This is a genomic window from Mycoplasmoides alvi ATCC 29626 (assembly GCF_000701785.1).
GTDB lineage: Bacteria > Bacillota_I > Bacilli_A > Mycoplasmatales > Mycoplasmoidaceae > Mycoplasmoides > Mycoplasmoides alvi.
Window position 1 is genome coordinate 45,060 of the sequence record NZ_JNJU01000007.1, and the last position, 22,588, is coordinate 67,647.

Annotated in this window: 14 protein-coding genes, 1 tRNA gene and 3 rRNA genes; 2 read left to right on the forward strand and 16 right to left on the reverse strand. The window is 29.7% G+C overall.

What is annotated here, in order from left to right:
• Positions 1-12 precede the first annotated feature (12 nt).
• On the forward strand, positions 13-1,980 hold the full coding sequence (locus T383_RS03955; protein ID WP_033160029.1) for a hypothetical protein: 1,968 nt from the start codon (positions 13-15) through the stop codon (positions 1,978-1,980).
• Between the two features lie 99 nt (positions 1,981-2,079).
• Here the strand turns inward: T383_RS03955 and T383_RS0102065 are convergent.
• The 16 genes from T383_RS0102065 to dnaN all read right to left on the reverse strand — a co-directional run bounded on the left by T383_RS0102065 (position 2,080) and on the right by dnaN (position 21,660).
• Positions 2,080-2,156 (reverse strand) — tRNA-Arg (locus tag T383_RS0102065).
• Between the two features lie 154 nt (positions 2,157-2,310).
• A 5S ribosomal RNA gene (gene rrf / locus T383_RS0102070) occupies positions 2,311-2,415 on the reverse strand.
• Between the two features lie 58 nt (positions 2,416-2,473).
• Positions 2,474-5,385 (reverse strand): 23S ribosomal RNA (locus tag T383_RS0102075).
• A gap of 281 nt (positions 5,386-5,666) precedes the next feature.
• A 16S ribosomal RNA gene (locus T383_RS03640) occupies positions 5,667-7,181 on the reverse strand.
• Together the 16S, 23S and 5S rRNA genes with 1 tRNA gene alongside form the textbook arrangement of a ribosomal RNA operon.
• A 292-nt stretch (positions 7,182-7,473) precedes the next feature.
• Entirely contained in the window at positions 7,474-8,808 is a 1,335-nt protein-coding gene (locus tag T383_RS0102085; protein WP_033160030.1) for a DUF2130 domain-containing protein, read from the reverse strand.
• 242 nt (positions 8,809-9,050) lie between these two features.
• A complete protein-coding gene (locus tag T383_RS0102090) occupies positions 9,051-9,839 on the reverse strand; it encodes a TatD family hydrolase (RefSeq protein ID WP_033160031.1) in 789 nt (262 codons plus the stop codon).
• The gene (mnmE, locus tag T383_RS0102095) at positions 9,839-11,197 is read right to left on the reverse strand and encodes a tRNA uridine-5-carboxymethylaminomethyl(34) synthesis GTPase MnmE (RefSeq protein ID WP_052664015.1); all 1,359 of its coding nucleotides are present in this window, start codon (positions 11,195-11,197) and stop codon (positions 9,839-9,841) included. Before mnmE ends, T383_RS0102090 begins: the two co-directional genes overlap by 1 nt.
• Positions 11,190-12,038, reverse strand: a complete 849-nt coding sequence (locus T383_RS0102100; RefSeq protein ID WP_052664016.1) for a DNA polymerase III subunit delta' — start codon at positions 12,036-12,038, stop codon at positions 11,190-11,192. The genes mnmE and T383_RS0102100 overlap by 8 nt, the downstream gene beginning before the upstream one ends.
• The gene (gene tmk, locus T383_RS0102105) at positions 12,019-12,681 is read right to left on the reverse strand and encodes a dTMP kinase (RefSeq protein ID WP_033160033.1); all 663 of its coding nucleotides are present in this window, start codon (positions 12,679-12,681) and stop codon (positions 12,019-12,021) included. Before tmk ends, T383_RS0102100 begins: the two co-directional genes overlap by 20 nt.
• Positions 12,681-13,952 carry a serine--tRNA ligase gene (gene serS, locus T383_RS0102110; RefSeq protein WP_033160034.1) on the reverse strand — a complete coding sequence of 424 codons (1,272 nt, stop codon included), beginning with the start codon at positions 13,950-13,952 and terminating at the stop codon, positions 12,681-12,683. Before serS ends, tmk begins: the two co-directional genes overlap by 1 nt.
• A 13-nt stretch (positions 13,953-13,965) precedes the next feature.
• Positions 13,966-14,688: a glycosyltransferase family 2 protein gene (locus T383_RS0102115; protein ID WP_033160035.1), complete on the reverse strand. Its 723-nt coding sequence runs from the start codon at positions 14,686-14,688 to the stop codon at positions 13,966-13,968.
• A 10-nt stretch (positions 14,689-14,698) separates the two neighbouring features.
• Positions 14,699-17,173 (reverse strand): DNA topoisomerase (ATP-hydrolyzing) subunit A, encoded by a 2,475-nt coding sequence (gene gyrA, locus T383_RS0102120; RefSeq protein ID WP_033160036.1) that lies wholly within the window; start codon positions 17,171-17,173, stop codon positions 14,699-14,701.
• Positions 17,174-17,197: 24 nt separating this feature from the next.
• Positions 17,198-19,156, reverse strand: a complete 1,959-nt coding sequence (gene gyrB / locus T383_RS0102125; protein ID WP_033160037.1) for a DNA topoisomerase (ATP-hydrolyzing) subunit B — start codon at positions 19,154-19,156, stop codon at positions 17,198-17,200.
• A 15-nt stretch (positions 19,157-19,171) separates the two neighbouring features.
• Complete coding sequence (locus T383_RS0102130) at positions 19,172-19,396, reverse strand: RNA-binding S4 domain-containing protein (RefSeq protein WP_245595171.1); 225 nt, start codon at positions 19,394-19,396, stop codon at positions 19,172-19,174.
• Between the two features lie 154 nt (positions 19,397-19,550).
• Complete coding sequence (locus T383_RS0102135; RefSeq protein ID WP_033160038.1) at positions 19,551-20,534, reverse strand: J domain-containing protein; 984 nt, start codon at positions 20,532-20,534, stop codon at positions 19,551-19,553.
• A 1-nt stretch (position 20,535) separates the two neighbouring features.
• Entirely contained in the window at positions 20,536-21,660 is a 1,125-nt protein-coding gene (dnaN, locus tag T383_RS0102140; RefSeq protein ID WP_033160039.1) for a DNA polymerase III subunit beta, read from the reverse strand.
• Between the two features lie 113 nt (positions 21,661-21,773).
• Here dnaN and T383_RS0102145 point away from each other — a divergent pair, with 113 nt between their 5' ends.
• Positions 21,774-22,328, forward strand: coding sequence for a DapH/DapD/GlmU-related protein (locus tag T383_RS0102145; protein ID WP_052664017.1), 555 nt, complete (start codon positions 21,774-21,776; stop codon positions 22,326-22,328).
• Positions 22,329-22,588: the final 260 nt, after the last annotated feature.

A 22,588-nucleotide genomic window follows, 5' to 3' on the forward strand; every position in this document is an offset into this window, starting at 1 on the left:
AGTAAATTAATAATGAATATAAAAAAGACAAAAGAATTAAAATATAATTCAAAATTTTTATTTTTAATTTTCAAGATATTGGCTATTACAATAATTTTAGGTACATTCAATTTATTATTTTTTTTCACAAGCTTAGATAATCAAGTTTATAGTTCTTTAAAATCAAGCACAAAAAATGAAACTATCCCATATGTTAATATTAAAGTAGATATTCCAGAAAATGAAGCAATTGTCATGACTGATATGGAGCCTACATTTTCTTTCCATATTATTAATTTCAATGAATTAATTAATACAACTTTTGAATTATCAAACAAAGATTTAGTTAGCATTAATTGTGATAAAAATGGAGAAATTAACTTAAGAATTCTAAAAAGAGGAACTGGTTTTTTAACAATTAATGCAGACAATGCCTTTGATCCATATCAAATTAAAATTGATAATGGTCTATTTAAAAAAAGTGATATTTTGTATACAAATGATAGGACATTTGTGACAAAGCGGGGTGTTATTTGAACAAATAATGATGATTATAACCCGACATTTAACTGAATATTAACATCTACTTGAGTTGCACCTAAAAAAGATGATATCATTCTTTCTTCATCTTACATTATTGCAACTAAATATGGAATTTTTGACACATATGATGGTAAGCAAATTTTAGAAAATATATATCCAAATAAAATTCAAAATAATGAGATTCTTGGCATAACTGATGAGATTATAGTTACAAGAAAAGGGATTTTTAATTATAAAGGTGAAAAAATTGCTAAGGATATATATCCAAGTGTTTCTAGAGATGATATTATTAAGTTAAAAGGTAACATTATCGAAACTAAACAAGGAACTTTTAATTCCAAATCAAAGCAAATATTTTCATATTCAAAACAAACAGAATATTGCATTTATGTCATCCACTATTATTTTTGAAAAAGCATAATTGTTGCAAAATATGGTGTTTTTGATTCTGATGGTAATGTTGTAGCACGACCAACACAAATTACAAATTGACATGCAACACTATTGTTGCCAGATATTTATTATGGTTCATCACAAAATTTTATTATCACTAGATTTGGGGTTTTTAATTCAACTAAGAACCAATTTTACTCTAATATTAATCTTGAAGATATAATTGCAATTGGTAATAAAGTATTAATAACTAAACAAGGCTTTTATTCATTTTATTCTGATTTAAGATTTGCTCCATGATGAAATGATGAAATTCATAAGTCTGATATTCTTTATATTACTGAAGAAGTAGTTTATACAACTCATGGACTTTTATATGTTAATTCTTCATATAAATATTTCCCAATTCAATTAAATAAAGAAAATATTTATTCTATAAATTCATTTGGTGAATGAGTAGGTATATCAGCAATTATTCAAAATTTAGGTTTATATTCTTTTTCGTGTGATCAAAATCATGAAATTCTAATAAATCATGATCATTGAAAACTATATAAAAATGAAATATTTAAACTTGGTTCCTTATCTTTATGACTTCCAAACTCATATTATTTGTGGAACAAAGGTGCTGAAGTCACTAAAGAAATTAACTATTGCAATAATTCTTGGCACCTTGACCCTATTCCTCCTGCACCAACTCCAACACCAACTCCTGAACCAACACCAACTCCTGAACCAACACCAACTCCTGAACCAATTCCCACTCCTAAACCACAACCTATAGATCCTGGTACCACTTATCAAAAATATGATAATTTAATGTTGATTATTATTTTAAGCAGTATAATTTTTTTAATTCTTTTAATAATGGGAATCTTGCCATTATTAATACAAAAAAATAGAAAAAAATATGAATTAATAAGAAAATTAAAAAAAAGAAAAAATGTATGTATAAATGTAAAAAATTTAAATAAAGTATCTAAAAATTTAAAAACAAAAAGTTATTCACCTATAAACAATTATATTAATGATACTAATCCGCATTCTTTAAAAGATAAAAAATAACAAAAATGTAAGATTCAACTTTTTAGTTTTTGAATCTTACATTAATTTTTTGACCTGTCAGCACTTTAGATTTATAAAAAAGTGCCCTTAAATAATAAATGGCGTCGCCGACAGGATTTGAACCTACAACCCTCAGCTCCGCAAGCTGATGCTCTATCCAATTGAGCTACGACGACAAACTAACCATATAAAATTATAGAAAATAAAAGTTAAAAATAAACAAAATATTCTAAAAATTATTCTATTAAATAATTAAATTAATTATAAAAAATAGAATAGGCAATCAAATTTTAAAAATTTTTTCACCTATTCTATTTATTTAAAAAAGAAGCGTGGTACTTTCCTACTCTCAGTTTCCCTACCATTGGCTCCATCGTGCTTAACTGCTGGGTTCGGGATGGGACCAGGTGTTTCCACGACGATATGGGTACCACACAAAAAATGGTTCTCTGAAAACTAAATACAACTTCTTTTTTAAATCAAAAAACAATGGAAAAATAAGTCCTCGAACGATTAGTATTATTCACCTAAACATTTCACAATGCTTGCAGCTATAACCTATCAACGTCATGGTCTATAACGGTTCTTACTCCCTTGCGGGATGGGAAGATTATTCTTAGAGTTAGTTTCACGCTTAGATGCTTTCAGCGTTTATCTATTTGATACGTTGCTACCCAGCGGTGCACCTGGCGGTACAACTGGAGCACAAGTGGTATCCTCACTCCGGTCCTCTCGTACTAAGAGCAAATCTCTTCAATCTTCCTGCGGGCACAATAGATAGGGACCAACCTGTCTCACGACGGTTTGAACCCAACTCACGTATCTCTTTAATCGGCGAACAGCCGAACCCTTCGAACCTGCTTCAGCTCGAGGATGAGATGAGTCGACATCGAGGTGCCAAACACTGCCGTCGATGTGAACTCTTGGGCAGTATCAGCCTGTTATCCCCAGAGTAGCTTTTATCCGTTGAGCGATGGCCATTCCATTCTGAACCACCGGATCACTATGACCTAATTTCTTACCTGTTCGACTTGTAAGTCTCACAGTCAAGCACCCTTATACCATTACACTCTTAACACGATTTCCAACCGTGCTGAGGGTACCGTTGCGCGCCTCCGTTACCTTTTGGGAGGCGACCGCCCCAGTCAAACTGCCCACCTAACACTGTCCTGCCACTGGATAACAGCGGTCAGTTAGAGAAAAATTTAAGCAAGGGTAGTATTCCACCGATGACTCCGCAAGTCCTAGCGAACTTACATCAAAGTCTCCTACCTATGCTCTACATGCTGAAATTCTGCTCAATATTAAGCTACAGTAAAGCTTCATGGGGTCTTTCCGTCCCGTTGCGCCTAACGGGTGTCTTCACCCGTACCTGGATTTCACCGAGTCAATAGTCGAGACAGTCAAGAGATGGTTACACCATTCAAGCGGGACGGAATTTACCCGACAAGGAATTTCGCTACCTTAGGACCGTTATAGTTACGGCCGCCGTTCACTGGGGCTTCAGTTAAGAGCTTCGCTTACGCTAACCCCCTTCCTTAACCTTCCAGCACTGGGCAGGTGTCACCTCATATACATCGGCTTGCGCCTTAGCATAAAGCTGTGTTTTAGTTAAACAGTCCCCCCTCGTTCTTCACTGCGGCTCAAGTTTTAAGTTGAGCACCCCTTCTCGCGAACTTACGGGGTTAATTTGCAGAGTTCCTTAACTATTGTTAACTCGCTAACCTTAGGATATTCTCCTTGACTACGTGTGTTCGTTCTCGGTACTGGCAACCATGCAATTAACCCTAGAAGCTTTTCTTGGAAGCGTGATATATGATTCTTCGCTACTTGCCGAAGCGTTCACTCGTACTCATAACTTGACCTTAAATGTGGCGGATTTGCCAACCACAAAGTCTTATTATTTAACCCTAAATCCGTTAATAGGGAACCATTAACCTTCTCCGTTACTCCATCAGTTGCATTGTTGGTACAGGAATATTAACCTGTTGTCCATCGATTACGCTTTTCAGCCTCACCTTAGGTCCAGACTAACCCTGGAAGGACGACCCTCGTCCAGGAAACCTTAGTCAATCGGTTTGAGAGATTCTCACTCTCAAGCGTTACTTACACCGGCATTCTCACTTGTATTCAGTCCACCAATCCTCACGGTTTAGCTTCATCCCAGAATACAACGCTCGTCTACCACAATACTTTCGTATTATCCATAAATTCGGTAATATGCTTAGCCCCGTTACATCTTCGGCGCAGAAACACTCGACAAGTGAGCTGTTACGCACTCTTTAAACGGTGGCTGCTTCTAAGCCAACATCCTTGCTGTTTAAGTATTTCAACATCCTTTTCCACTTAGCATATTTTGGGGACCTTATTTAATGATCTGGGCTCTTCCCCTCGTGACAATGAAGCTTATCCCCCACTGTCTGACTGCAAGAATAGATAAATTGGCATTCGGAGTTTAATTGTAATCAGTACAGCAAGGCGCCGCCATCATACATTCAGTAGCTCTACCTCCAATTCATCGTGATCTTACGCTAGTCTTAAAACTATTTCGACGAGAACCAGCTATCACGGGTTTCGATTGGAATTTCACCCCTAGTCACAGGTCATCCGCTGTCGTTTCAACGAAAGTCGGTTCGGTCCTCCGGTAGATGTTACTCCACTTTCAACCTGCCCATGACTAGATCAACCCGTTTCGGGTCTATAATGACAAACATACATTTCGCTGTATTTCAAACTCGCTTTCGCTATAGCTCCCCTTCTAAAGGTTAACTTGCTTGCCATCATAACTCGCCGGCTCATACTTCAAAACGCACGCCATCACACATTAATGTGCTTTGACACGTTGTAAGCATATGGTTTCAGAATCTATTTCACTCCCATCCCTGGGTTCTTTTCACCTTTCCCTCACGGTACTTGTTCACTATCGGTCACTGACTAGTATTTAGGCTTACCCAATGGTTTGGGCAGATTCCGTCAAAATAACATTTTCCGACGTACTCAGGATTCTACTTAGGTATTAAATTAATTTCGGATACGGGGCTATCACCCTATTTTGCATGGCTTCCCAACCATTTCTCCTATCAATCTAAAGTCCATATATTGTAGTCCTACAACCCCAGAATTGCTTCTGGTTTGGCCTATTCCGCTTTCGCTCGCCACTACACACGGAATCACTTTCGTTTTCTTTTCCTGTTGCTACTGAGATGTTTCACTTCGCAACGTGTCGCTTTTAACCTCTATGAATTCAAAGTTAAATAGAATATTTCTCAATATTCTGGGTTCCCCCATTCGGATATTTACGGATTAGCGTCTCTAACCGACTTCCCGTAACTTTTCGCAGGTTCGCACGTCCTTCATCGCCTGTCAGTGCCAAGGCATCCACCATAAGCCCTTAGTAACTTATTTTTGATATCCATTAGCATTTTGATATTAATACAGTAATTTTTTACATTACCATACTAGAACTAGAAAGATTTGTTGTATTCAGTTTTCAAAGAACCATCTCTATTATTTAACTTTACTTAAAGAAAAACAATAGGAGAGATAACTTCTCTCAAAACTGGATAAAATCATGACCAAAAAAACATTTACATCAAATTGCTTTGCGATGGGTTGAATGTTTAATTTGGATTTTAATATATTAACACCTAATAAAATGGTGTATAAAACTTGTTTATACTCCGTAGAAAGGAGGTGATCCACCCCCACGTTCTCGTAGGGGTACCTTGTTACGACTTAACTCCAATCACCAGTCCTACCCTAGACATGCGCTTCCTTACGGTTAGCAACACGGTTTTAGATATTACCAGCTCTCATAGTTTGACGGGCGGTGTGTACAAGACCCGAGAACGTATTCACCGCGACATGGCTGATTCGCGATTACTAGTGATTCCGACTTCATGAGGGCGAATTGCAGCCCTCAATCCGAACTGAGACCATCTTTGCAGATTAGCTCCACCTTGCGGATTTGCAACTGTTTGTAATGGCCATTGTAGCACGTTTGCAGCCCTAGACATAAGGGGCATGATGATTTGACGTCGTCCCCACCTTCCTCCAACTTGCGTTGGCAGTATCGCTAGACAAAGTAACTAACGAAAAGGGTTGCGCTCGTTGCGGGACTTAACCCAACATCTCACGACACGAGCTGACGACAACCATGCACCACCTGTCACTCGGTTAACCTCCACTATATTTCTATAGCTTTGCCAAGGATGTCAAATCTAGGTAAGGTTTTTCGTGTACCGTCGAATTAAGCAACATGCTCCACCACTTGTGCGGGTCCCCGTCAATTCCGTTTGAGTTTCATTCTTGCGAATGTACTACCCAGGCGGGATGTTTAATGCGTTAGCTGCGGCACCGAGGTGATCGCCCCGACACCTAACATCCATCGTTTACGGTGTGGACTACTAGGGTATCTAATCCTATTTGCTCCCCACACTTTCAAGCCTAAGCGTCAGTAATGGCCTAAGTTCTCGCCTTCGCAACTGGTGTTCTTCCATATATCTACGCATTCCACCGCTCCACATGGAGTTCCAGAACTCTCTACCACACTCTAGACTAGAAGTTTCCAATGCATACAACCGTTAAGCAGTTGTTTTTAACACCAGACTTTCTAATCCGCCTGCGCTTGCTTTACGCCCAATAAATCCGGATAACGCTTGCAACCTATGTATTACCGCGACTGCTGGCACATAGTTAGTCGTTACTTATTCAAATGGTACCGTCAAACCAATAGCATTTCCTCTATTGGCAATTCTTCCCAAATAAAAGAACTTTACAATCCATTAAGACCTTCATCGTTCACGCGGCATTGCTCCATCAGACTTTCGTCCATTGTGAAAAATTCCCTACTGCTGCCTCCCGTAGGAGTATGGGCCGTGTCTCAGTCCCATTGTGGTTATTCTACCTCTCAGCATAACTACACGTCATCGCCTTGGTGGGCCGTTACCTCACCAACTAGCTGATATGCCGCACCCTCATCCCATAGCGGTCCAAACGGACCTTTAAAATGCTTCTCATGCGATAGTGCATTTATTATGCGGTATTAGCTAATCTTTCGACTAGTTGTCCCCCACTTTGGGGTAGATTGGATACGTGTTACTCACCCGTTCGCCTCTAGCGTATTGCTACGCCCGATCGACTTGCATGTATTAGGCATGCCGCCAGCGTTAATCCTGAGCCAGGATCAAACTCTCAGAAAATGACAGATTTTATCCAGTTTTCAAAGAACTATCTTGAAAAATTTCTAAGCAAAAAATTGCACAAAAATTAACAAACACAAACCACTAATATAAGTTAGTTTGCGTAGATATTATACACAAAAAAAGTTTATTTGAAAAATTATTTTTCATTGTATCTAGTATTTTGCCCAATATTTAAAACCTTGATTGATAATATGGGTTAAGACTCCAAATAAGTAGTTTCTTAGAGTCATAGTACTTATATTAAGAGATAACTTATAAAGAAGAACAATGATTTTGTTTAACAAGCACTTTAATTTATTTCATTAATAATTTTATGAATTTTGAATTGATCTAATTGATTTTTTAATTGTTTAATATGTGTATCAATTATAATATTTAAACTCTCTAAAATTTGATTTGCAGAATGATTAATTGTTTCAGCATTCTTTTTAATTACTTCTAACTTTGAGCTAATATTTTTAATTTGAACATTCATTATTTTATTTTTCATATCTTCAAAATCATCAAGAATTTTTTGTCGATCATGAAAATTAATTTGCCCAGTGTTTTTTACAATTTCTTCACGTTTTTTATAAATTATTTTTATTATTGACAAAAAAGGTATCATTGCCAATGGACGACACATGTACATGTTTTCATATTCATGTACTTTTTTAATGAAAAATTCTTCATTTGGTTCACGTTCTGTAACTAGTAAAGCAAAATCAGATTTGTGTTTTTTGCGATCTTTATCTAATTTATCAAAAGACGTAGCGTTTTTAGTCTTATCTAAAAGGTCTTTTTGTGCTTTAGCTTCAATTGTAACTGATCCAATAATTTTGTTAATATCATTATCAAAAAAAACTTTAAATAAAAAATCAGGCTTAGTTCCTTCAATATTTTTATTTGTTTTTTCTAGGCAACAATCTTCTGAGAATTGCAAGGATTTATTGTATTCATTTATTATTCATTGTTCTAAATCTTCGCCTATAAGTTTGCTGTTAATATTTCTACGTCTTTCAAGATCATCAATATGTTTTTGTTTTTGATCTATTTTTTCTTTAAATTCTTTTTCAAGTTCTAACTCTTTAATTTTTAATTTTTCTTTATGTGTGGATTCTAGTTCAATATTTAATTTTGTTAATTCTTGAATTTTATTTTTAAGATCAATGTATTCTTTATCTTTGCGAAATTCTTCAAGTGTTTTTAATTTTTGATTTTGTAATTCATTTTCTTTTAATTTTAAATTACTAAGTAATGTGTTTTTTTCATTAATTAAAGTGTTTTTTTCATTAATTAAATTTTGATATTCAGGACTTTGCTTATAATTATTAATTGCATTATTAACCTTTTCAGATTCTACTCTTATATCACTTGTTAATTTATTTATTTGGTCTTTTAAAGACTTATATTCTTTAGTTTGTTTGTAATCATTAATTATGTCTTTTCTTTTTTCTTCAAGTAATTCTGTTAGCCTTTGATTAATTAATTTATTATTTTTATCATTTATTTGTTTTTGTAATTCACTAAAATCTATTTCATTAAATTCAGATAAACAAATATAATCACCTATATTTGCTGTTTCTTTTAAAGTAAATTCTAGTTTATCAGCATCTCTAAGTTGAATTTTAATTTGCTTTTCCATTTATAAACTCCATTTAATTGACATTTTGAATTACACACATCTATATATTAATTTATAACCATAAATTGAAATTTATACAATGTGTGTTTGTTATTTCTAAAGTATGCTTTAGAGAAAATTTAAATTCAATATGTTTATTTTTACATTATTTTATGATCTAAAACTTTGAAAGTTACTTTACATTAAATTTATGGTGCTATGTAATAAACAAAATTAGAAAATATATTGTTGCAAAAATTGACTTATCTTTTTCTAAATAAATTTATTGAATTAACAAAAGTTTTATCAGCAACTTCAACAAAATCAAGTTTTTTTAATTCGGCAATTTTTTCAATTGTATATTTAACATATAATGGTTTATTTTCTTTGCCACGATAAGGCATTGGGGCCAATCATGGGCTATCAGTTTCTACTATCATTAATTCTAGTGGGATTTCTTTAACTGCATCCTGTAAATCAGCAGCATTTTTAAATGTTACTATTCCTGGTATGGAAAAATAAATATTCAAAAACTGTTTTAATTCTAATAATTTTTTAGCATCTTTTTTATTCCCACTAAAACAGTGAATAATGATAGGCACTTTTGGAGAATATTTTTTAAGAAATTCAATTATTTCATCATAAGCATTTCTAACATGCAACATTAATGGCAATTTAAATTTGTTTGCTAATTCTAAATGCATTAGTAAAAATTTATATTGAAGATCTTTATATTTATCTGAATAATAAAAGTCTAACCCACACTCTCCTATAGCAGCTATTACATTTAGGTTTTGTTCACAAATATGAAATAAAATTTTTTTAGAATCATTAAAATCAAATTTTTGAACATCATTTGGATGAATAGCTACACATGCTTTAGCTCATTGAAAATGTTTGTTTGCTATTTTAATAGCCAACTTAGAAGATTCAATGTCAACACCAACTACATTAAAATAAATGTTATTTGATTCTGAATCATTAATTATTTCAGATAATTTATGAGTTAAAGGCTCTAAATTAGGATGAGCATGCGAATCATATATTGCCATTATTTACCTAAACAAAAGTTTTTAAAAATTTCATCCATTAAATTATAATCTGTTAATTTTCCTAAAATTTTTAAAAGAAATTCATTAGCTGCCTTCAAATGTTCAACCAAAACATCTAAATATGGCGTTTTATCCAATGATCCTTGAAATAACATTAAAGATTCAATAGTTTTGATTAAATAATTTATTTGTCAATTTGAGCTTAGAAGAGAAACATTTAATTCATTAAATAAGTTTGCTTCTAAATATTTTTGAATCTGTTTAACTAAATTATCAATATTTTTCTCTTTTGCACTAATTAATAAACCTTGCTTGCTTAATAATTGAATTTTTGTCTTTGAATTAATTAAATCCTTTTTATTGAAACAAATAATATACCCTTTCTTATTGTTATTTAAATATTTGAGAATATTTTCTTCGTCTTTTGTCACACCTTCAGTTGCTGAGCAAACCAAAATAATTAAATCTGCACTATCTATTGTTGCATATGTTCTTTTAATGCCCTCCTTTTCTAAATAAGAATAATGGTTTCTTATTCCTGCTGTATCTAAAAAAGTAACATCAAAGTTATCTAATTGTACATTAGCTTCTATAACGTCTCTTGTTGTTCCTGCAATAGATGATACAATTGCTTTGTTTTTATTTAAAAATGAATTAAGCAAAGAAGATTTCCCAACATTAGGTTTACCAACCAAAGCAATTTTAATTCCATTATTAATCTCTAAAATTTTTGAAGAATTTGTTTCTATTTTTTTTAATTTTTTAATCATCGATTTTATTTGATTTTTAACAATATCAAATTGAACAATTCCTTCTTCATATTCGGGATAATCAATGCCAATTTCGAAATTACCAATTAGATTAAATATTTTTTGTTGTATCTTTTCTAGTTCAAATGATGATTTTCCTAACAAAGAATTCACAATTGAATCACGCACATATTTATTTTTTGTTTTTATAAATAAATCAACTGAAGCAGCTTGATTTAAATCCATTTTTTTGTTAAGAAATGCTCGTTTAGTAAATTCTCCAGGTTCTGCTAATTCAGCATCACAATACATAATAATTTGATTAATTATTTCTTTAGCAACATCAACACTACCATGACAATTTATTTCAATTAAATCTTCTCCTGTATAACTTTTAGGAGAGACAAATTTCATTAATAAAACATCATCAATAATTTTTTTAGTTTTTTGATCAATTATTTGATTGCGTTGTATTGAATAACCTTTTCTTGTGATGGTTTTTGCACATATTTTATTTAGTTTATTATAAACATTAAATCCTGATACTCGGACAATATGAATTGCTCCTGTTGCATAAGGTGTTGCTAAAGCTACAATCAACTTATTCATTACTATCCTCAACAAGCTTTATTATTTCTCAAAAAATAGCATTTTTAATTGGATTAAGATGCAATACACTGAGTAATTTAAAAATTTCTTCATGATTATTTGCACTTAATCTAGACAATAAATAATTTAAAATTAACTCTATTTTATTGTAAGACAATTGTTTAAAAGAATCTTGTAAAAATTTAAGATCTTTAATATCTTTTGGTTTTTTTAATAAACTATCAATTAATTTTAACATGTTTAAATAATCTTTATTTTTAACTGATAAAATTAAATCATCAATGCTTCAGTAAGTTTGAAATAATTTTTTTAAATCCTTAGTAGAAATTTGATATTTTTTTGAAAAATCATTTCAATCAAAATTTTTATTTTTTGATAAAAAATATTTTTGACAACGACTTTTAATAGTTGCTAATACTAAATTTTCATTTCTTGTTGTCAAAATAGCATATGTGTTTAAAGGGGGGCTTTCTAAAAACTTTAATAAGGAATTTGCAGCTTCCTTAGTGCTTTTTTCTATTTGTTTAATAATATAAATTTTTTTGTTTCCCTTTTCTAACCCTGGGTACATAAATTGATTTTGTAAACTTAAAATTTTTTCTTTAGAAATTGTTTCAACTAAACCATTAATAACAATTAAATCATAATAATTTTCATTATTAATTTTTAAACAATTAATGCAGTTATTGCAAAAATAATTATTCTTGTTATTTGAACAAACAATTAATTTTAAATAATTATTAACAAATGGCTCTAAATAACATCCCTGTTTTTCAACAACTAATATTGAAGAACATAATTTAATAAAATTTAATTCCATATTATTTATAATGATTTTCAATTATTTTTTTCAACTCAAATCAAATAGTATTTGTAACTTGGGCAATTGGTTGAGAAGCATCAATTGAAATTGCTTTTTGCTTAGTTTGTTTATTTGAGTTAATTTCATCAATTCGTTGTTTATATAATTCATAAATTTTATTTTGAAAATTAACTTCAACATCATCTAGTCTATTTTTTTGTTTTGAATTCATTCTTTTAATAGCCATCTCTGGAGATAATAATAGAAAAAAAGTAATGTCCGGGCATAGCCCATTAATTGCATATTTATTAATATCTATGATTATTTGTTTATCAATATTTTTGGCATTCTGATAAACTATTGAAGAATCTACAAATCTATCAGTTAATAATAAATTATTTTTATTTAAATGCTGAATAGCACTAGAATTTTTTGAAAATAATTCAGCCCTAGAAGCTGCAAATAAAAAAACTTCTGTTATTGGTTCCATTTTATTATCTTGCAACAACAATAATTTACGAATTTTTTCGCTGATTTCTGTGCCACCTGGTTCTCTAATAACCATTAAATTTATACTAGAAAATTCTTCTTTTATTTTTTTTTCAATAATTTGAATAACTGTTGTTTTCCCAGAACCATCAGTTCCTTCAAAACTAATAAATAATCCTTTTTGATCTTTCATTATTTAATAACTTCTACACCCATATAAGGAATTAATGCTTTTGGTACTAAAACTGTTCCATCGGCTTGTTGATAATTTTCAAGAATTGCAGCTCATAAACGATCAATTGCTACGCCACTTCCATTTAATGTATGAACATAATGATTTTGTTTAGTTATTTTGTCACGATATCTAATCATTGCTCGTCGAGCTTGAAAATCTCCACAATTAGAACAAGAAGAAATTTCTTTATAATTATTATAAGATGGCAATCAAACTTCAATGTCATAAGTTTTTAAAGCACTAAAACCCATATCTCCAGTAGATAAAACTATCCTTTGGAAAGGTAATTTTAAAAGATTTAAAATATTTTCAGCATCTTGGGTTAATTTTTCATGCTCATTTTTAGAGTCTTCTGGTTTACAAATTTTTACAAGTTCTGTTTTATAAAATTGATGTTGTCTAATTACACCCTTAGTGTCCCGACCAGCGCTTCCTGCTTCTGAGCGATAATTAGTAATTGATGCTACAAAATATTTAGGTAAATTTTTTTCATCAATTATTTCATCTCTAAAATAATTTACTAATTGAACTTCAGCAGTAGATGACAAATAATAACCAGTATTTTCAATTTTAAAAACATCATCTCGAAATTTAGGAAATTGACCTGAACTATAAAAAGATTTTTCATTTATTATAATTGGTGGCAAAATTTCTTGATACTTCTTTGTATGTTGATCAAGAGTAAAAGTCTGTAAAGCTCGAATTAATTTAGCCCCTAGACCTTTATAAACTACAAATCTACTTCCTGTTATTTTTGCTGCTCTCTCAAAATCAGCTAAACCTAAGTTACTAGCAATTTCCCAATGTGATAATGGTTTAAAACTAAAAGAAGGAATTGTTCCTTGTTTTCAAAGTCTTAAATTTGATTTTTCATCTGGACCAACCGGGACACTATCATCTGCCAAGTTGGGAATAGTTAAAAGAATATTTTCACATTGTTTATTTATTTCATTATATTTCTCTTGTATAGTTTCAATTTCTGATTTAATCAATGTACCTTTCATTTGAGCTTCTTCAGCTTTTTTCTCATCGGCTGATTTTTTAAATAAACTAATTTCTTTAGCAACAAGATTACGATTTGCATTTAATTTTTCTAAAGAACGTAAAAGTGTATTAGCTTGTTTTTCTAATTTAAGATATTCAAATAATTTTTCTAATGGGAACCCACGATCTGATAATTTTTTATGTAATTCTTTACTATTATTTTTTAATAATGTTTTGCTAATCATAATGTTTTATCCGCTAATACTTTCATCTTTTTGATGCAACTGCATAAATAACAAATTGCTTAACAACATATTTAATTATTTTAAAAAAATTACTAAATTTTGATTTTCCATATTTTCTCTTGTTAACTGTCACTTGAAATTCATCAATTTTTAATTTTTTGTTTCCCACTGAATAAGCAATTGTAGCAGGCTCAACCTCATACTTAGAAAATGCATAATATTGATTGATAAAATTTTTGCCAAAAATTCTTAATCCATTTGTCGGGTCATTAATTTGTATTTTGGTTTTTTTTCAAAAAAAATAAACAAAAATTTTTCTTACAACTTCTTTAAATGGGTTTTTGTGTCCATATATTTTGTTTTTATCAAATCTATTTCCACAAAGAATATCCAATTTATGTTTTTTAATATATTCTACCATCTTAACAAGATCATTTGCATTGTGTTGTCCATCAGCATCATATTGAGCAACATATTTGTATCCTCGTTCTCAAGCATAATTCATTCCTGTTCTTATAGCTTGGGACAACCCTTTATTTTGATTATGCCTAATTACATGATAACCATTTTTTAAACAAACATCAAAAGTTTTATCTATTGATCCATCATCAATAATTAAATAGTCATATTTACACTGCTCAATTAATTTAGTAACTGATAATTTAATATTTTTTTCCTCATTATAAGCAGGAATTAATATTAAAACACTATTTTCAGATACCTTTGATGTTCACATTTTTCAACCTTTATTGCTCAATTAAGACTTCAGGTTTAAATATTGCTAATGATTGCAATTTTTCTTTTTCAGATAAATTAATTAATTTAACTCCTGAAGTTGCTCTACCCTTTTCACCAACTTCTGTTAAAGAGGTACGGACAATATTCCCTGTAGAAGATATCATTAAAATATCTTCGTCGCCATTTACTAATTTCGACACAACCGCTTTGCCTGTTTTCTCAGTAATTTTAAGCATTATTACTCCTTTAGAACCGCGGTTTGTTAATCTATATAAATTACGATCTGTTAATTTTCCTATTCCGTTTTGCCCAACTGATAAAACAAACATTCCATCTTTTGATGATGATAAACCAATAACTGAATCATTATTATTTTTTAATCTTACACCAATAACACCAGCTGCAGTACGCCCCATTGGCCTTACAGTAGACTCATTAAATCTTACTAGATGTCCATTAGATACACCTATATAAATTTCTTCATTTTCATTTACAACAATAACATCAAACAAAGTGTCATTATCTTTTAAAGAAATTGCTATTTTTCCATTACGATTAATCTTTTTAAAAATTTCAGTTGTAGTTTTTTTTACTAATCCATTAAGAGTGCAATAAAAGAAATAACCTTTATCATAATTTGAAACAGAAAGCATTGAGCAAATTTTTTCATCTTTATCTAAATCAATTACATTAATAGCAGGAATACCTTTAGATTGCCTTGAACCTGGTGGAATTTGGTGCGCTCTAATACGATAAACTTTGCCTTTATTTGTAAAAAACAAAAGATCAGAATGAGTTGAACAAACAATTAATTTACTTACGTCGTCGTCCTCGTGTGTATTCATCCCTTTTATTCCTACACCACCGCGGTGCTGTGATTTATAAGTATCAATTGATATTCTTTTTAAATATCCTTTGTTAGACATAGTAATAACAATATTTTCTATTGGAATTAAATCTTCATCATCAATAGATGAAATTGCACCATAAACAATTTCTGTTCTTCTTTCATCACCAAAACGTTTTTTTATGTCTTCTAATTGATTTGAAATAATTTGAAGTTTAAGATCATTATTTTTTAAAATGTTTTCATATTCTTTAATTTGAACTTTAAGTTCACTTAATTCATTTTCAAGTTTTTGTCTCTCTAATCCGCTTAAACTTCGGAGACGCATTTCTAAAATTGCTTTTGCTTGTATCTCACTTAATGAATATGTTTTCATTAAAATATTCATAGCTTCATCATTATCATTTGCTTTTTTAATTATATTTATAATTGCATCAATATTTTTTGTTGCAATAACTAAGCCTTCAAGAATATGCGCTCTTTCCTTTGCTTTTTTAAGATCAAATTCTGTTTTTCTTGTTAACACTTCAATTTGATGATCTAAATAAAGTTTTATTGCTGTTGGTAAATTAATTAATTTTGGTTCCCCATTTACAAGGGACAACATGTTAACGCTAAAATTAGTTTGAAGTTGAGTTGTTTTATATAGTTGATTTAATAAAACCTCAGGAACAATATTTTTTTTCGTTTCAATAACAATTCGAATTCCCTCTCGTGATGATTCATCACGTAAATCAGAAATTCCTTCTACTTGTTCTAATTTAACAAGATTGGCAATTTTTTCAATTAAACTAGCTTTATTTACCATATATGGTATTTCAGTAACAATAATTGCAAATTTACCATTATTTAATTCTTCTATTTGAGTTTTAGATCTAATTGTAACTGACCCACGTCCAGTATTAAAATATTCAATTATTCCACTTTCTCCTAAAATTTCACCTTTTGTTGGAAAATCTGGTCCTTTAATAACTGTCATTAATTCAGAAACTGAAACATTAGGATTAGATATATATAATTTAATTCCATCAATTAATTCAGAAAGATTATGAGGCGGAATATTTGTTGCCATACCAACAGCAATTCCTGAAGCGCCATTAGCTAATAAATTTGGAAATAAAGAGGGTAATACTTTTGGTTCTGTTTCAGTTGCATCATAATTATCAACAAAATCAACAGTATTTTTATCAATATAGCGCAACATTTCTGTAGCAATTTTTGATAATCTAGCTTCTGTATAACGCATTGCTGCAGGAGAATCTCCATCCAATGAACCAAAATTACCATGACCATCTATTAACATGTAACGAAGTGAAAAATCTTGAGCCATTCTTACCATTGTTTCATAAATTGCTGAATCACCATGTGGGTGGTATTTACCCATGATTTCTCCAACTATTCTTGCTGATTTTTTAAATGGTTTGTCATGATGCATTCCACCAGTATGTGCACCATAAAGAATTCTTCTATGAACAGGTTTTAATCCATCACGGACATCTGGCAATGCCCTTGCAACAATAACAGACATTGCATATTCCATAAAAGAATTTTCAAGTTCAGTTGAAATTGAAACATCTTTAACGATAGATTTTTCTAATGATTTTTTTATTTGATCATCTGTATTGTTTGGTTTCATAAATACTTATAATATTCCTAATAATTAAATATCAATACTTTTTACATTCTTTGCATTTTTTTCAATAAATTCTTTACGTGGCAAAACATCTTCTCCCATTAGTAATGAAAATGATTTATCTGCAATTGCAGCATCTTCAACACTAACTTTTAATAAAATTCTTTTTTCAGGGTCCATAGTTGTTTCTCAAAGTTGATCAGCATCCATTTCACCCAACCCTTTATATCTTTGCAACTCAAATTTTTGATTTGGGTTTTCAGTCTTTCATTTTTCCAATTCATTATCACTATACATATAAATATTTTGTCTAGAAAATGAAACTCGATATAATGGCGGTTGTGCAATATATATGTGATTATTTTCAATTAATGGCAACATATATCTAAAGAAAAAGGTTAATAATAAAATACGAATATGAGCGCCATCAACATCTGCATCAGTCATAATAATAATTTTATTGTATCTAATTTTTGATAAATCAAATTCTGGATTAACACCTGCACCTATAGCTGTGACCATTGCAGAAATTTCAGCGTTTTCAAAAATCTTTTCTAATTTTGCTTTTTCAACATTTAAAATTTTACCTCTTAGGGGCAAAATTGCTTGAAAATGTCTATTGCGTCCTGATTTTGCGGATCCACCAGCGGAGTCTCCTTCTACCAAAAACATTTCAGAAATTGAAGAATCACGTGAAGAGCAATCAGATAATTTTCCAGGCAATGATCCCGAATCAAATGGTGATTTGCGTCGCATCATATCTCTTGCTTCTTGTGATTTTCTTCTAGCATCCATAGCTAAAATAGATTTTTTAATAATTAAATTAGCTTCATTAGGATTTTCTAACATAAATCGTTCAAATATTTCAGAAACAATTTGAGATGTCAGTGGACGAACTTCTGTGTTTCCTAACTTTCTCTTTGTTTGTCCTTCATATTGTGGATTAGGATGTTTAATAGATATAACAGCAGTTAAACCCTCGCTAACATCTTCCTTTGATATTTTTTCGCTATTATCTTTTAAATATTTTTTTTCTAAAGCAAATTTATTGATTATTTTTGTAACTGCAAATTTGAATCCTTCTTCATGGGTCCCGCCCTCTGTTGTGTTAATGTTGTTGCAAAAACTAAAAATAGAATTATTGTAAGTTTTGTTGTATTGGAAAGCAACTTCTACAGAAACTGAATACACATCTGATCCATTAGTAGATGCAACTTTATCTAATTTTTCTCCATAAATAATAGCATTAATCAATGGTTCTTTTTCTGCATTTAAATGTTCAATATATTGTTTAATTCCACCTTCATAATGCCATTCTTGGGTAAATTCATGATTTTTTCTTTTGTCTTCAAAAATAATTTTTATATTTTTATTTAAAAATGCCAATTGCTGCAATCTAGATACAATTGTTGACTGACTAAATTCACATTTTTCCATTATTGAATAATCAGGTTCAAATTCAATAATAGTCCCAGTTTTGCTTTCACCTATATTTTCATTTAAAACCTTCAAAGGTTCAACTGGTATTCCTCCATCTTTAAATTCCATAAAATGAGTTTTGCCTTTGCAATTAACTCAAATTCTTAACTTAGAACTTAATGCGTTTACAACTGAAGCACCTACTCCATGTAACCCACCTGATACTTTATATGAATTATTATCAAATTTTCCACCAGCATGTAAAACAGTTAGAACTGTTTCAACAGTTGATTTATTTGTTTTGGAATGAATATCAGTAGGAATGCCTCTACCGTTATCTTCAACTCTAACAGTTGTCTCATTTAATAATGATACCTTTACTGTATCAGCAAAACCTGACATTGCTTCATCTATAGAATTATCCACAATTTCTCATATCATGTGGTGTAATCCTTTTTCCCCTGTAGATCCAATGTACATTCCAGGGCGTTTTCTAACAGCTTCTAATCCTTCTAAAATTTTTATACTATCAGAACTGTAATTTTCTATTTCCTTCGTGTTTTTCACAAATAATAACCTTTTTTAATTAACTAATAAGTACACCTTATTGCCTACAATGATTTCATCGCCATTGTACAATTTTTTGCCTCTTCTTTTTTCCAATGAATTGTTAACAAACACATCATGAATTTGAAGATATGATTTTGAGCAACCACCTGTTGAAATAATGTTAGCAAACTTCAAAAATTTACCTAATTCAATGTAACTTGTTTTAATTTTTATTACTATTGGTTTTAATTTTTCCAAGATATTCAAAATGACCTTCAAACAAATAAATTTGCACGAATTGTTACCACTTAAAATTATAATATTAAAACCTAGATAAAAACCAAGTATTGTACATGATTTTAAGCTAACTAAAATTGGTAATTTTTTAGTTTTTCATATTATTACTTAGATGTTAAAATCATAATTCTGATAAATTTTCTGATTCTTTGTTGTCTAGAATTGTTATTCTCTCAACAACAGTTGGCACTATCTTAATTACAACAATTAAATCCCCTTGCCATCCTAGTGCATTATGTCCTTTATTAAAAAATTCCATTATTTCCCCATTTTTTGCTTTGGGTGGTATATTTAAAATATAGTTTTTTTGTTTTATGTGTCAAACTTGTTGATAATTGTTTTGATTTATGCATTTTATGTTTAAAGGAACTTTAATTTCCATTCCTGTTTTAGATTCTCTTTCTGTAGCTTCTAGAACTAATTTTATATCCATATTTTTTTTAAGTTCTAATCAATTATCATAATTGTATTTTGACTTATAAAAATCTATTAATTGATCTGGCGGCAAGTTTGATTGTAAAAAAACTTCTCTAAACAGCAATTGGTTAAAAAGTACATGATCTATTTGTAAATTTTTAGAAATGCAATAAAAAAGTAAAGAAATTTCAAAATCTAAAAAAGATTCCATTTTTTTTGATGAATCTGACTCATAAAATTTTGAATCAGTTGCTTCTGAAACATACATTCGTGGAAAATTAACATGATCCATATAATTACTTTGTCCAGGATATCAAAAGTTGTTGTTATAGTTTTCATCAAAGTTTTCTACTGAACCAAAATTTCATTCTTTTGTAAGGTTATTATTTTCCATAAAAAGTTTATGTCAAAGATCGCTTTCGCTATAATAAGTGTCAGGGTTTGCAGCTCCTTTTGCAAAAATCTCAAAAGTTTTTTGAGAACTTGTATTAAGCATTGTATCATACTTTCTTTTTTGAACTGGATCAGATAAAATTGAATAAGCATTATTAATTCTTACAAATTTATCTTGATCACCACCTGCTATATCAGGATGATGTTTCTTTGCAATTCTTTTATAAGCTATTTTTATATCTTTATCAGTAGCATTTATGGGTAATTCCAATAAATCATATAATGTCATTTTACAAACTTCTCATCGGCACTAGTACTTGAATAAATTCTTTTTCATCTTTGTCCAGCAAAATAAATGGTTTTAAATCTTTTTCTATTTTAAAACAAACATTTTTATTACTGAAAGCTTTTAAATGTTCTATTAAAAAACTTGCATTTACAGCAAACTCTACTTGCTTACCTTCAAAATCAATTAAATCAATTTCTTCTTCAGAAGATCCTAACTCCATGCTTTTATATGAAACTAAAAAACTTTTATCAGATATTTTTATGTTACAAATTGAAGATTTATCTGAGATAGAAAAAGATATAACTCTATCCAAAGCTTCTATCAAAGACAATCTATCAATTTCTATAGTAGTTTCTTGATTACAGTTAATTATAGAATCAATTTTAGGATATTCTGAATCAATCATATTACATGATAAAACAAAATCATTGGTTTCAATCAAAACGTTTTTTTCTTTTATTTTGAATTTAATGTCTTCATTGTTTTTTAAAAAAGAAATTATTAAATTTAAAACATTTGTGTTTATCAAAAATTTAAATTCTTCTCCTGGGAAATTAGATTTAAATAATGATAACTTGAAAGAATCTGTTGCTACAACTCTCAAAACATTTTTTTCTGTTTCTTTGTCAAAATAAATTCCATTTAATTTGTTTACTCTTTCTATTTGTTGTAAAGCAGAATGGGAAACTTTTTTTATTGACTTGGATAAAATTTGATTTGATATTTTTATTTCTTTTCATTTATTGTTTGATTCAAAATTTTGATCAGGGTAACTATGAAAATCAATTGTATTTATGTTTGAAACATAATTTTTAATTTTTATTTGTAAAGTTGAATCTATTTCATTTAATTCTATATTTTCATCTTTTATTTTTGAAATAACACCAAAAAAAAGTTTTGATTTTACTAAAACATTACCTGGGTTTTCTATGTCTATATTTTTATCAATAGTGTATTTTGCCGAAACTATTCCGTTAGAAGATATTATTTCTAACTTTTTTTCACTAGCTTTTAAAAAGACACAATTAAGAATAACATTTGTGGAATTAATTGTTCCGCTGTTTATTACATTATTTGAAAATTTTAAGGCCTCTATTAAAGAATTTCTACTAACTGTTAGTTTCATTTTTCCACACAAATTAATTAGTTATTTATTATTTTAAGTTTTATTATTTATATTCTATTTATATATTATATATTATTAAAAATGTTGAAAATGTGGAAAATCAATTTTATATTATGGAAAAAAATAAAAAATACAACAAAAAACACTTTTTTGTGGACAAAACGTCAATTGTATCTGACAACTCAAATATATATCCCGGTGTAATAATAGAAAAAAATTGTAGGATTGGGGAAAATGTGACAATACAAAACTCATCATTAATTTCAAATAATGTGGTTATAGAAGATAATTGTTTTATTGGGCCATTTACAATTATAAGAGAAAATACAATTTTAAGAAAAAATTCTATTGTAGGACCACATTGTGAAATAGTTAGGTCTGAAATTGGGAAAAACTCAAAAGTATCACATAGAAATTACATTGGGGATGCTACACTAGGAAATTCTGTTTCACTTGGTTGTGGAGTAACTATTGCAAATACAGACTTTAACAAAAGATATAAAGCAATTATTGGGGATAACACAATGATAGGAGCATCAACAACTTTAATTAGTCCAATAGTGATTGGGAAAAATTGTTTTATTGCTGCTGGAACAATTCTATCAAAAGATCTAGAAAATAACACAAAAATACGATTAAAGTTAAATTACCTAAAAGAAAAGAATTAAATATAAATATTTAATTCTTATGTTTTTTTATTAGATAAAAAATTTAACCATTATATATAAGATATTTATACAAGTTTAACTATATTACTATGTAATATAGTTATTTTTTTCCACAAAATGTGGAAAATTACTTAAGCTTATAAATTTGTTTTTAAAAAATTAATTTACCTAATGTTAATTAAAATACTTACATAATATTACTACAATATTGTTTTAATATTTTTATTAGAAACTTTTAGTTATTCTTAAAATTAAAAAAT